Genomic DNA, 13,774 nt, shown 5'->3' with positions numbered 1-13,774 from the left:
GTCCTCTCCTTTACTTCGCCAGCTGTTCTCTTGAATAGTCATGTATAAATGCAGTCATTTGTTTTAACGTATCTGGGTTCACCTCTGGGAAAACACCATGTCCTAAGTTAAATACATATCCTGGCTGCTTCATTCCTTGATCTAAGATCGCTTTTACATGCGTTTCAATCACATCCCACGGCGCAAGTAAAATGGATGGGTCTAAATTTCCTTGGACAGCCTTTTGAATCCCTCGTGCACGCGCTTCTTCAATCGGCAAACGCCAGTCTAAACCGACAACATCAAGCGGGAGATCATTCCATTCATTTGCTAAATGACTCGCTCCAACACCGTGCATAATAAGCGGTACATTCACCTGCCTAAGCTCTGTGAAAATGCGCTCCATTACTGGTTTAATAAATACGCGGTAATCAAGCACATTTACTGTCCCAACCCAAGAATCGAAAATTTGAATTGCTTTTGCGCCGGCATTAATTTGCGCTTTTAAATACGTAATAGTCATATCTGCAAGCTTATCCATTAGCGCAAACCATGCTTTTGGCTCTGCATACATAAACGCTTTCGTTTTATGATAATTACGAGATGGACCGCCTTCAATCATATAGCTCGCTAACGTAAATGGTGCTCCTGCAAATCCGATTAACGGAACATCAAGCATTTCTGTTGTTAATAAGCGAATCGTATCAAGCACATATGAAACATCTTCTTCTGGGTGAATTTCCCCTAATTTTTCGACATCTTGCAGTGAACGAATCGGATTATCAATTACAGGACCGATTCCAGATTTAATTTCTACATCTACACCAATCGCTGGAAGCGGTGACATAATATCTTTATATAAAATTGCGGCATCCACATTATATTGATCAACAGGCAGCTTTGTTACATAAGCACAAAGTTCTGGCTGATGTGTAATTTCAAACAGAGAATACTTCTCTTTAATCTTTCTGTATTCCGGCTGGGAACGACCTGCTTGGCGCATATACCATGCTGGTACATAATCTGTGCGTTCTCCTTTGCATGCTTGTAAAAATGTTTCATTGATTTGTCGTACCAAATCCTTGTCCCCCTTTTTCTAATACAGCTCGAATCCTATCCTTTTTATTCCATATAAACAGGCAGATAACTGCCCGTAAAAGCCTGATTAGTAAGAACTGCCAAAAATATGAAATTCCCTACTGATGGAAGTTTCACTTTATCTTTTTTTACTATACAATTAGTAAAAACAAAATGTACAACATTATGTTTGATGTTCATGAAATTGACACAAACATATGGTAATACTCTGTTTTTTCCGGAACATTCTCATTATAGCACAAGCCGAAATTACGGCTTAACCTCTTTTGTTTTTTCTCCTTCTCGATTTGTTTGCGGATTATACGGTACAACATAAAAACGCGGCGCTTTAAAAACGTTCATAAATTTTACTTCATACTCCCCTTTTCCAGTTACTGTATCGATATGAATCGCTTTCCCTTTGTCTATTTTATAAATTCGATATTGTACTCTCTTATCAGGAATTCGATTCCATGCTAATTTTGCGGTAAACAAACCAAGCGGAGTAAACGTTAACCTTGCTTCTAAACCATCCACTTTACTTAAGCGAATTGGCTCTCCAATCGTTTCGACACCGCGCGGCTGCGTAAATGTATAATCTGCTTTTACATTCGCTTTCGCTAAAATGGTTTTAAATAATTTTGTTGGATAGGAACTGCTCCCCCGCACATAATGCTTGTCATCCGTGCGGTCATATCCCATCCAAACCGCTCCAACAATATGAGGTGTATACCCAACAAACCAAATATCTCTTGCCCCGTCGTCTTGATTTGGAAGTGACGTTGTTCCTGTTTTCCCAGCAAGCGCTCCTTTATATACACCATCTTTTGCAGTCCCTTCTTTCACAACACCTTCAAGCATTCTTGTCATATACCAAGCAGTTTGCTTCGAAAAAACTTTCATTTCTTTATTGGTTGCTTGCCCAATCATTTCTCCGTGCCGATTTAACACTTTCTCAATTACATGCGGTTCAATGATTTTCCCATCCGCTACAAACGCACGGTACATTTTCACCAGTTCAAACGGCGAAACTCCCTCTTGCAAACCGCCCAGTGCAGTACTAAGACCACGTTCCGGAATGTGAATATTTCCTTTTTCTAAATACTGCTTTCCTTCTTCTAGCCCAATTTCATGCAGCAAGGATACTGCTGGAACATTAGCCGATTGCAACAGGGCATCATACATCGTTACTTCCTTCGAATATTGATCGTTGTAATTGCGCGGTTCATAGCCATCAAACGAAACTCGCTCATTTGTTAATAAAGAATACGGCGTATATTTTTTCGTTTCAAGTGCTGGCGCATACACAAGAAGCGGCTTTAATACAGAACCTGGCTGCCGCTTTGCGTAAACTCGATTTAATCCGCGGGCAATATAATGCCTTCCTCCAACTGCCGCTCTTATTCCGCCTGTTTTACTATCCATGAAAAGAACGGCACCTTGCATATGATCGTCTTGCATCGGAAAATTACGGACATTTTGCAATTGTTCATATGCTGTCTTTTGCATCTTATCATCCATCGCCACAACAAACGTATACCCGCCGCGCAGCACTTCTTGATGAGATAACCCGTAAGTGCGGGCCGCTTCATCAATTACCATATCGATGTATGGCATATAAGCAAGATCCTGTTCATTTTGATTCACATAAAGAGCAATTATTTTCCCTTGGTAACCCACTGTTTCTTCTGCTGATAAATATCCTTGCTTATGCATTAACGATAAAATTAAATCGCGGCGCTCCTTACCTTTTTCAGGATGCAAAAATGGTGAGTAGTTGCTCGGCGCTTTCGGAAGAGCTGCCAGCATCGCTCCTTCCTCAACCGTTAACTGCCGCGCTTCTTTATTAAAATAAAATTTCGCTGCTGCTTGAATGCCATAAGCTCCGTGTCCAAAATAAATATGATTTAAATACATTTCCAAAAGCTGCTGCTTCGAATACTTCTGTTCCAAGTGAAACCCAATCGCCACTTCCTTCACTTTGCGAAACAACGTTTTTTCATGCGATAAAAAAACATTTTTCACAAGCTGCTGTGTAATCGTACTCCCGCCTTCTACTTTCTCTCCAGCAAGAACATCTTTATAAAGTGCTCTTACAATAGAAGGAAAATCAATACCATGATGTTCATAAAAGCGCGCATCTTCAACAGCTAAAAAAGCTTGTTGTACATATAAGGGAATATCTTCAATATGTACCAATTCCCGATTTTCTAAATAAAGCTTTGTAATTTCTTTGCCGCGCTGATCCACAATTTTTGATGAAGAATGGAATACAAGTCTCTTTTCATCCATCATATAACTGCCAGTAAACACAATACATTTATAGAGAGCAATCGCAAATATAAAAATGGAAACAAAGCCAATGAGAACTCTCTTTGTATTCTTCATACCTCATCCTTCCTTCCAAATGATGGTACGTTTATTATTTGAAAAAACATATCCTTTATGTATAATCTTCGAAGTTTTTTACAACTCTTGCTATTAATGAAGAAAAGCGGAGCCGACTGTTCAGGCCCGGTGGCTAAGGTTCTTTCACACAGAAGGTGCTCTTTACCTTCTTGTGAGGAAGGTTCTTAGACATGAGGGCCTAGGAGGCGGAGCTGGACAATAAAGAAAAGCGGAAGCGGCTTGCTCAGAATGGGAGGGGGATGGAGCTCCTGACAGAGAGGCGTATTGTGCTTCGGAGGAAGGCGCGAAGCCACCGACCATTCTAGCCGCTGGAGCTGGACAATGAAGAAAAAACAAAGGGGGTAAAATGATGAAAGCAATAATTTCATATGAAACTTCTTTAGAAAAGCCTAATTACATCGGAAAAAGCGACGAAAAAACAATGTATTACAAGGAAAATGTAACAGAAGGAGCGCATCTATATGAAGTACTAGACGCTGTCGGAGAAATGACAGGTAACGCCGGCTTCGTTGTATGCAATAACATCGCTGTTACAGAAGAAGGGCGTCCTGTCTTTGAACATCGTTTCCAAAACCGCGCTGGTTTAATTGAAAAAGAACCAGGCTTCCGTGCCATTCGTGTCCTGCGCCCCTTATCAGACGATACATACATCATTATGACAATGTGGGAAAACGAAGAATCATTCCAAGCATGGCAACAATCACAGTCATTTGAAAGAGCACACAAAAAACGCCCTGCTCCGCCTAGCGGCGAACCGCAAAAGAGTATTTTTGCAAGACCTTCATTTGTGACGACTTTTACAGTGGGAGAATAATGGAAAGGGGGTTGACCTCATACCCGTGAGCTTAAGATCACATAATACCCCCCCAGAACAAAATTTTTGTGCATTTTGCTCGTTGTTATTGTTTTGGGATAACTCGTTCTTTTAGCTTGATGACGTTGTAGCGGGATCCCAATAAGTTAAGAAATAAATATGCCCATGAGCTTAAATTTAAAATAACAGACGAAATATTGAATGGTTCAGTAGATTCCATAGATAAAGAGTTAAAGAGAGATTTTTTTGAAAGAGAATGGAATCAAAAGAAACAAGCAATTTCTCATGTTTTGGCATAAGAGTAGACCTCATCAAAAATAGAAGTGAGATTAATTATACGTTCCTTCTTTGTTTTTCCCTCTTTGATTTTGAATTCTTTTCTCTTTTTTTGTTTTAGTTTTAATATGGTTTGTGTTTCGAGTTGGAGTAAATCACTGACACGTGATTCTGTATAAATACCAATCAGAAATAAGATATAGTTTCGTGCGGAACAATAACGTTTTAGGGTCCATTTCATATCTTCAATCTGTTCTTTTGTTCGAATCGGTTGGATATCAAGATATTTGGTGTGAAGTCAATTTTTTAGGGGATTTGAAACTAAACTAATATTCAAAAGTTTAGTTTTGTTAAATTTTATTTATCTTGTTTCACTAGTTCATTTGATGATGATTTGTTTAGGAATCTTCACAGTTATCTTTCTTGGTTATCATAATATGTTTTATCTGCGTATTCTTTATCATTTCCTTTTAGATAGGCTAAGATTATTTTAGGGTTTTTAATTAAAGCCCAGTCCCCATGTTTATCAAATCTTCTGCTTGAAGTTACCATTCCATTTTTAATTGTACCGAATTTCTTATTATTTTGTTTTCCCCATTTTTTTAATCGTTTAGCGAAATCTGCATCTTCTGCCATAAGCATATTTTCATTAAAGCCATTGATTGCCATAAAGTCTTTTCTATAGCACCAAAAAATCCCTACCGATATAGCTCCATACTTAAAAAGTAAGGGGATTATTATTAACAGTGCGGAAACGAATATTCCTAAAGATATTCTTTCAAAATTTCCAGTCACCCCGCCGCCAATGTATTTACCTGAAGCTAAATATTTGTCTACATTAGACAACATAGACTCTGTCATTTGAGTATCAGCGTCTATAGTGATGATTATTTCTCCGCTAGCTATTTTGGCCCCTGCATTTCGGATTTTGGATAAGTTTTTATCGTTATTTTTTAATGTAATACAGTTATACGACTTTGCTATTTCCTCTGTTTTATCTGTGCAACGATTTAAAACAACTATGACTTCAGTTTGATCTCTATATGCCTCTGATGCCTTTGCAATTGAATCCAAACATTTTCTAATGTACTTTTCTTCATTGTGTGCAGGGATTATAATAGAAAACTTCACATTTTGTTTAAAATCGACTCCTGAAGATTCGTTTGTTTCAGTCATAATATTCCCCCTTTTTATAAAGTAAATATTCACTATACATAACATATATTAACATTCATTAGGTTGTATTATAGAAACTCAAAGTAAAATTATTATTCATTAGTTTACTTTGGAGAATTTAAAAAAGAGACCTATTTGGGATAGCGTCACATCGCTATCAAGCTAATAAAGTGAAACTTCCATCAGTGGAGAGTTTTTTCATCTCCCACTGATGGTTAGCCCTCACCAATCGGGCTTTTACGGGCAGTTATCCCCCACCTATCTTCCTAAGAAATGCGGACGTGGCTCGTTCAGAATGTGAGGAGGATGGAGCTTCTGACATAGAGGTGCTTTTTACCTCGTAGGAGGAAGCGAAGCCACCGAACATTCTAGCCATTGGAGCTGGACAACGATTCTCTCTGAATCTTGAGGTGGGGGTCTTACTGCCCACGAATAGCGGGATAAAACAAAATCCCCCCTAAAATGAAAAAATACGCTATTCTTTCTGTAGAATCATAAGAAAGGATAAGGTCTTTTTTGCTTTATGGATAGTGCAAAACCTTAGTTCCTTTTATATAATCAGCGTTATCAGTAGTTATTTTAATTTTTTACTTAAAACAACACTTCTGTAGTTTGTAATTTCCCAATTGATATATTCAATGAAACGATATCCCTTATCACCATAATATTTAATAAGATGACTGGCTCCCTCAGCTGTATCTAATGCGAGTTCCTCTATCCCTTCTTTTATTGCTAATTCTTCAACTAATTCAATCAATTTTCTTCCGATTCCCATTGATTGATAAGAAGGATGGATGCCAAACTGACCTATTGTTGCTACATTACCTTTATTATACCAATTACATCCTTTGTTACTTTCTGGTGAGTAATAAGAAATTGAACCAATAATTTTATTATCTCGAATGACAACAAGGCATAGTGCCTTGTTAATTCGTTCAAGAGTAATACTAGAATCCTGATGACTTGCCAGATAATTAAAACCTAAATCAGCCAGTTTTTTATATGACTTATTTAATACTCTGGTTAACTGTTCAACATCATCTTTCTTACTATCAAAAACACGAATATGTATCCCGTTATAACTAGCTAAAATATTTTTTTGAAATGTACTCATATATATCCCCTTTTATCTATCACATCACTTCCAATAATCTTTCATTAAAACAGTAGACCAATTTGCTTGTTTAATTTCATTCTTGGGAAGAAATTCCTTCATTACAGGTTTAATATCAATAATAGGTGTTCCATCTATTGCATCTAAGCCTTTTACCACTAATTTATTACCAGTATGCTCTATCAATTGAACTGTAGTTACACCTAATTTATTCGGTCTATTTTTTCCTCTTTGTGAAAAAATTCCAACTTTAGGGAAATCGAGGTTATTTCTCGGATGCCTTGCTCCATACTGTACTTTGTCATCAGGTACTTTATCGAAGTAAAAAATGATTTCTAAGTGTGAAAAATCCTCTATGCCTTGTAATGCAGATTCATTTAATTCATCAGTTAGTTTAATTACTGAAACAACACAACCCCAATTATCATCTTTCAATTCTTCACGAGAATTATGAACATATGCAACTGGTTTAATTGTAATTTCCATATAAGTCCCTCCAAACACTCCTTTTTATTAATCCTATAAGACATTTAACGATAATTAAATTTTATTTTTCTTATTAACTTAATAAGTTTTACTAATAACCTGCTAAAAAAATATGTCCCTCCCTAAAATTATTTCTATTTTGGGTACCACCACATACCTATCAAACCAAGAAAACAAGTCACCCCAAAAGCGATAAAGTGAGGTTATTTGTTACAAGAAAGTCTAAAACTTCGTTCTGGGGGGCTGCAAAATTTTAACTTGATAGCGATGTGGTGCCACCAGCAAATCAGAAAAACTCCACGCTAAGCAAAAAAAATATAATAAGCCGTCCATATGGACAGCTCATTTACATAATTCTCGAAAGCGGAAATCAATTGAACGTATTTTTTGATTGAATGTCTCTAGTTATCTTTTATTTTCATGGGATAGCTGAGTAGTTACTTTTATACAAATAAAAAAGCATCCTGTACGAATGCTTTTATCATTTTGATTCACGTGAAAATTTTGTATATACTCCAATACCTGCAAGCAGTACTCCTAATCCTGCAAACACAGTACCTAAGCCCAAAAAGAATGAACCAAGTGTTTGTAAATCTTCCATACTTACTACACTTTTGTTATGATTTAAATCTTGAATCATATGCTCAAATTGCTGTAAGGCTTGATTCAAAACTTCTTCTTGTGTGTTAAAAAATCAAAGTGGATTTATATAATAAAAAATATATAGACTATCAAAATATTAGGAGATGAGCGCATGTTACTAACATGTCGCTCTTTTTTATTGTATGAAAATAAAAGCACGCAAGTAATGCGACCCTTTACACCCTAAATTCCTTCTATCCATAAATCATTGCAAAAAGGATATCTCTATTCCAAGGAATAGATAAAGAATTCTCAAAAATATAAACAACGTTAAAATTTTAATATATGTAATTTTGCATATATTACCACAAGAGAATGGTTTTTTTTGTATACTCCTTAATAAGATGCATCTTTATTACACGGAATATTAAAAGGAGAAACAGAAATGAAGAAATCAGTCGTTACATTACTAGCAACCGGAATGGTTTTAGGTGCCCCGTTCTCAAATGCATTTGCAGAAGAACAAGCATCTCAGCAAGCAGCTTTGGATAAAATGGAAGTCGTTCAAAAAACGTGGAATGATGAGAAAGGAAATCCATCCTTCCTTTCAGGGGAATTATCTGATAAAAAAGTAGAATCAGAAAAAGCAGTGAAGACGTTCCTTGAAGAAAATAAAGAGTTATTTAAAATCAACCCACAAACTGACTTAACACTGAAAGAAGTAAAGTCAGATGATTTAGGCATGAAACATTATGTGTACAATCAATCTATTAATAAAGTACCTGTTGACGGTGCAAAATTCATTGTTCATACAAATCGTGATGGAAAAGTAACAACAGTCAACGGAGACGTACATCCAGCTGCGGCAGAGCAGTTAAAAGAAAATACAAAAGCAAAGATTTCAAAAGAAACAGCTCTTTCAAATGCATGGAAGCATATTAATCTAGCGAAAAAAGATACATTTGCAGAAACAACGGGCGCTCCGTTAGAACAAATGAAAGAAAATGAAAAATCTACAAATGAAACTTCAGATTTAGTTGTTTATGAAAAAGACGGAAATTATTACTTAACTTATAAAGTACAATTACAATTCATTAAACCTTATGGAGCAAACTGGCAAATCTATGTAAACGCAGAAGATGGAACTATTGTAGATTCATATAATGCAGTTACAGATGCAGATACTCCACAAAAAGGCTATGGCCATGGAGTATTAGGTGATCGAAAAGATCTTAATACAACTTACAGTAGCCAATATAAAAAATACTACTTAAAAGACACAACAAAACCGATGAATGGTGGCGTTATTGAAACATTTACGGTTAATCATAGCGAAGCAGATAATCCAAAGAATTACTTTCTATTCGATAACGATAATGCTTGGGTAGATAAGGACCAAGCTCCTGCGGTTGATGCTCATGCTTATGCAGGAAAAGTATATGACTATTATAAAAATATTCATAACCGCAACAGTTTTGATGGACAAGGTGCAACAATTCGCTCTGCAATCAATTATGGAAAAAACTACAATAATGCATTCTGGAATGGTCAACAAATGATTTATGGAGATGGCGATGGTGTTGAATTTGCACCGCTATCAGGTGCGCTTGATGTCGTTGCACATGAATTAACACATGCTGTGACTGAATATTCAGCTGATCTTCGATACGTAAATCAATCTGGGGCACTAAATGAATCTTTTTCTGATGTATTTGGATATTTTGTTGATCCAACCAATTGGGATATAGGAGAAGCGGTATATACACCAGGCGTTAAAGGAGATGCACTCCGCAGCTTATCAAATCCTGAAAAATATGATCAACCCGCTCACATGAACAACTATCAATATTTACCAGCAACAGAAGAAGGCGATAATGGCGGCGTACATATCAATAGCGGTATTCCAAATAAAGCTGCTTATTTAACAATCAATGCTATCGGTAAAGAAAAAGCAGAAAAAATCTATTACCGTGCTTTAACAACGTACCTTACACCAACAAGTGATTTCAGTAAAGCACGTGCTGCTTTATTGCAATCCGCTGCTGATTACTACGGTGTTAACAGTGCAACATATAAAGCTGTAGAAAAAGCTTGGAATGACGTAGGCGTAAAATAATAGTTTCATTGATTAAAAATGTAAAAGGACACACTTGCGGTGGAATATTTGGCGTGGGGTGTCCTTTTTACATTCTTTCTGAATGATCCTTGGAATTGTACGCATTAAAATAAAAAAAGAAACATTGATGCATTAATAATGCCCCAATGTTCCCTTTCTTCTGCAGTATGCCTCTAAATATTTGAACGTTGTAATACCTACTAATAAGTATAAAAAAGAGTTTAAACATAAGAAAGTAAATGACGAGTTTGTGATTAACTCTTGAAAAGAATACTTACTCAATATGATCGCCTTTAAATTAATGATCCCCCATGTGATCGGCAATACTTTTGAAATCCCCTCTAACAGGGGCGGGAAAGATGATGCTATCGTTATACCTGTAAAGAATAAAAAGATATTATTTAATACACCTACAATAGCACTAATTCGTTTATAAACTAAGGAAATGCCCGCCAATATAAAAGCAAATCCATAAATCCCTATCATTGTAAGTATCATAACAATCACAAGAGATATCCACGAAATATTAAGAGTGAATACAGAGAAGGAATATTGTTTTGTAAATACTGAAATAGCAATACCGGTACCAAGGGATAAAATAATCCCGCTTAACAAGTCAAATATAAAAGAACCTAATGCCCTTCCGATTAAAATTTTCATGATCGGCGAGCGTGTTAAATATATTTGTTCTAAAGTACCTAACTCCATTTCTTCTTGTAAGATAAAAGTAAAATTAGCGATGGCACCAATCGCAATGTACCACACAAACAGCCCCATAATTAATTGAAAGAAAGCTTCATTAGACCATTCATAATCCTTAAAGACCGTAAAAAATATCCCGCAAAATAAAACAATGTATGCAACAATATCACCAAAAGAATCTATATAATATTTTTTAAACTCCCCTTTAAACTTACAAAACTCTGCTCGGAAAATATAAACAAATTGTCTCATTTATTTCACCCATTCTAAAAAAACATCTTCTAGATTTTTTTCAATTTTCTTTAAGTCTAATAATTCTAAACCGTGTATATCTAGTTGTTTCAGAACCATAGGTAAATGTTCGACTGGAATTGCCCACTCATTTTCGTCTACATGTTCGTATGGAACGTTAGAAAAAATCATATTTATCTCTTTCGCATCTGTAACATTGATAGAAAGTTTCACCCACGTAGCACCGGCATTTGCTTCTTTAAGTAACGATTCTTTTGATGTATGTTGAAAAATTTTCCCTTTGTTAAATAGAATAATATCATCACTAATCCGTTGAGAAAGCTCCAATTGATGTGTAGTCAATAAAATAGTTTTCCCTTCACTAGCTAATTTCTTCAACGTATCTAAAAGATGATTAGTAGATGTAACATCTAGCCCTAATGTCGGTTCATCCAAAAGCAAAATTTCAGCATCCTTTATTAAAGTTATTCCTAACGCAAGTTTTTGTTGCATTCCTCGTGATAGATTGGATGCAAGTTCATATTTTTTATCTTCTAAATCTAATAGTTGGAGAACAGAATCAATTCTTAATTTCAGCTCTTTTTTAGGAATAAAATTTAAAGTACCAAAATAGTAAAGATTATCGTAAACCGTTAAGTAATAATAAATATTACGTTCTCCTTCTAAAATACAACCTACCGCTGCACAAGCTTTCTTTGTTTCTTTCGTAACAGACATGCCCTTAATCTGAATTTCTCCTTGATCCGGAATAATTAACCCACAAATCATCTTAATTAAAGTTGTTTTTCCAGATCCATTAGGTCCTAATAATGATGTAATCGTTCCTTCTCGTAATGAAAAACTCACATTATTTACAGCTTGTACGCTTTCATGCTTTGTTTTATATACTTTACTTACATTACTTATTTCTACACTTATCATTGTTTAACCCCATCCGTTTTCCACAATTGATTATCAAAAAACTCTTCATAGTTTTTCATAACTGGGCATATTTGTTTAGAACTCATATTTTGGTCATTTAAGCTATGCTCCCACTCTACAATGTTTGTATGTAAATTCAGAATATGATTTTTCTTAAATAGTACATCCATATCATCTTCAAATATATTTCCCGTTTTAAATCTATTTTCAGGAAGAAAAACACAAGGTTTAATATTACCAAATTCACTAATTGTCCATGATAAATTACCTGCCCCACATGAAAAACCTTTATGATTATAATCAAATTTCATTTCGAGTAAATCATCATAATAATTCTCAACATTAATTCTATCTTTGTACTTTGTAGCTAATTCTGAAATCCGATTCGTTACATAGGTATCTATATCCTTAGCTAATTCCCACTCTTCTCCTAAATTCTCCCCTCTACCATATCTACTAAACTCTCCAAATTTTATAGCTTGTACCCCCATGTCTACTGCCAATCGAATGATATCCTCCAGAACCATATAATTTTCCATTGTTATAATAGAAGAGATGGTAACGTTATTTTCTTTATGCACAAGTTCTTGAATTCCTCTCATAGTTCTATGAAAAGAACCAGGTACTAAAGTGATTTTATCATGTTCTTCTGGTGTAGCTGCATAAACAGAAACTTGTACATTATCCACATCTATAAATCTGTGGGCATTGTGTTTATTAATCATTGTTGCCGTTGTGGTAAGAGAAGTTGAAAAATTCCTTGTACAATAGTCTAAAATATCAAAAAAGTAACGATGACTCATTGGTTCTCCACCACTGATTTGAAGTGAATGTATATGCCCCTTAAAATACTCTAATTTTGTTAATAATTTCTTTATGTCTATATCATCTTTTTTATCATATCCAGCTTCTTTATAACAATGAATACATTTAAGATTACATCGGTTTGTTATCTCTAATAAAATTTCCATTGGAATTTCATAACCCTTTTTCCCAGTAAAATGTATGGGTATATAGTACGAAATTTCATTTAAACCTATTAAATTCCTCTGCATTTGAAAATTAATAAATTTAGAAATGGCATTATGAACTCTTAAAATATCAAAAAGTTGAATTTCCTTAGCTGTTTCTTGAACGATATCATCAATAGAATTATTTCCATTACATTTCTCTAATAAGATTAATTCATTTTTATTTAAAAAGTAATGATTACCATCTTTATGATTTACAGCTATTCCTTTTTCTCCAAAATAATGAATTGTAACATCGTTCAATACGTATGGATACATTTCTATCCCCCCATAGATTTTTAGTTTATGTAAGAATACATTTAAAAAATTAGTGAGTAGTAAGAGGGCACGACAGATTGTCTAGCCCTCATTAAGTATTTCAATAATCTTATTCTTATTTTGTGCGTTTTGCTCTACGAGTTCCACAACGCTTTAATGTGTCCACTAAAGATCTAGTTAAAAGCTCTTCTAATGATAAAAATTCATTTTGACTCATTCCTATCTCTCCTTTCTCATAAAAAACATATAGAATTATTACTCCTTATTTTGTGCGTTTTGTTCTACGAGTTCCGCAACGCTTTAATGTGTCCACTAAAGATCTAGTTAAAAGCTCTTCTAATGATAAAAATTCATTTCGACTCATTTCTCCCCCCTCCTTTCTCATAAGAAACATATAGAATTATTGCTCCTTATTTTGTGCGCTTTGTTCTACGATTCCCACAACGTCTTAATGTGTCCACTAAAGATCTAGTTAAAAGCTCTTCTAATGATAAAAATTCATTTCGACTCATTTCTCCCCCTCCTTTCATATCCATAATAAACCAATTATGTAAAATTAATCAATGTAAGTTTTGTTTTAT

At 35.0% G+C, this 13,774-nt stretch carries 11 protein-coding genes and 1 pseudogene; 2 read left to right on the top strand and 10 right to left on the bottom strand.

The genetic code is table 11. The features are described 5' to 3' along the window. Positions 1–10 precede the first annotated feature (10 nt). The gene (gene hemE / locus Q9306_RS08410; RefSeq protein WP_306197208.1) at positions 11–1,057 is read right to left on the bottom strand and encodes a uroporphyrinogen decarboxylase; all 1,047 of its coding nucleotides are present in this window, start codon (positions 1,055–1,057) and stop codon (positions 11–13) included. Positions 1,058–1,326: 269 nt separating this feature from the next. Further along, the gene (locus tag Q9306_RS08405; RefSeq protein ID WP_306197206.1) at positions 1,327–3,444 is read right to left on the bottom strand and encodes a transglycosylase domain-containing protein; all 2,118 of its coding nucleotides are present in this window, start codon (positions 3,442–3,444) and stop codon (positions 1,327–1,329) included. Positions 3,445–3,814: 370 nt separating this feature from the next. Here Q9306_RS08405 and Q9306_RS08400 point away from each other — a divergent pair, with 370 nt between their 5' ends. Continuing rightward, positions 3,815–4,279, top strand: coding sequence for an antibiotic biosynthesis monooxygenase family protein (locus Q9306_RS08400; protein ID WP_306197203.1), 465 nt, complete (start codon positions 3,815–3,817; stop codon positions 4,277–4,279). Between the two features lie 286 nt (positions 4,280–4,565). Here Q9306_RS08400 and Q9306_RS08395 read toward each other — a convergent pair. The 5 genes and pseudogenes from Q9306_RS08395 to Q9306_RS08375 all read right to left on the bottom strand — a co-directional run. Then, positions 4,566–4,832 (bottom strand): annotated as a pseudogene (locus Q9306_RS08395) (site-specific integrase); the annotation flags it as partial. Positions 4,833–4,969: 137 nt separating this feature from the next. After that, positions 4,970–5,731: a glycosyltransferase family 2 protein gene (locus tag Q9306_RS08390; RefSeq protein WP_306197201.1), complete on the bottom strand. Its 762-nt coding sequence runs from the start codon at positions 5,729–5,731 to the stop codon at positions 4,970–4,972. A 574-nt stretch (positions 5,732–6,305) separates the two neighbouring features. After that, complete coding sequence (locus Q9306_RS08385) at positions 6,306–6,845, bottom strand: GNAT family N-acetyltransferase (RefSeq protein ID WP_306197199.1); 540 nt, start codon at positions 6,843–6,845, stop codon at positions 6,306–6,308. Positions 6,846–6,869: 24 nt separating this feature from the next. Continuing rightward, a complete protein-coding gene (locus Q9306_RS08380) occupies positions 6,870–7,331 on the bottom strand; it encodes an SAM-dependent methyltransferase (protein ID WP_306197197.1) in 462 nt (153 codons plus the stop codon). Positions 7,332–7,812: 481 nt separating this feature from the next. Continuing rightward, the gene (locus Q9306_RS08375) at positions 7,813–8,001 is read right to left on the bottom strand and encodes a hypothetical protein (protein ID WP_306197324.1); all 189 of its coding nucleotides are present in this window, start codon (positions 7,999–8,001) and stop codon (positions 7,813–7,815) included. 357 nt (positions 8,002–8,358) lie between these two features. Here Q9306_RS08375 and Q9306_RS08370 point away from each other — a divergent pair, with 357 nt between their 5' ends. Then, complete coding sequence (locus tag Q9306_RS08370; RefSeq protein ID WP_306197195.1) at positions 8,359–10,029, top strand: M4 family metallopeptidase; 1,671 nt, start codon at positions 8,359–8,361, stop codon at positions 10,027–10,029. A gap of 132 nt (positions 10,030–10,161) precedes the next feature. On the opposite strand, the gene Q9306_RS08365 is transcribed toward Q9306_RS08370, so the two are convergent. The 3 genes from Q9306_RS08365 to Q9306_RS08355 are packed head-to-tail and all read right to left on the bottom strand — an operon-like array spanning position 10,162 to position 13,193. After that, positions 10,162–10,983: an ABC transporter permease gene (locus tag Q9306_RS08365; RefSeq protein ID WP_306197193.1), complete on the bottom strand. Its 822-nt coding sequence runs from the start codon at positions 10,981–10,983 to the stop codon at positions 10,162–10,164. Continuing rightward, entirely contained in the window at positions 10,984–11,904 is a 921-nt protein-coding gene (locus Q9306_RS08360; protein ID WP_306197191.1) for an ABC transporter ATP-binding protein, read from the bottom strand. Next, positions 11,901–13,193, bottom strand: coding sequence for a radical SAM protein (locus tag Q9306_RS08355; protein ID WP_306197189.1), 1,293 nt, complete (start codon positions 13,191–13,193; stop codon positions 11,901–11,903). Before Q9306_RS08355 ends, Q9306_RS08360 begins: the two co-directional genes overlap by 4 nt. Positions 13,194–13,774: the final 581 nt, after the last annotated feature.

Source organism: Bacillus multifaciens, from assembly GCF_030756675.1.
Taxonomy (GTDB): domain Bacteria; phylum Bacillota; class Bacilli; order Bacillales; family Bacillaceae_G; genus Bacillus_A; species Bacillus_A multifaciens.
The sequence above is the reverse complement of the archived record's forward strand: the minus strand, read 5'-3'. Positions and strand labels throughout refer to the sequence as shown.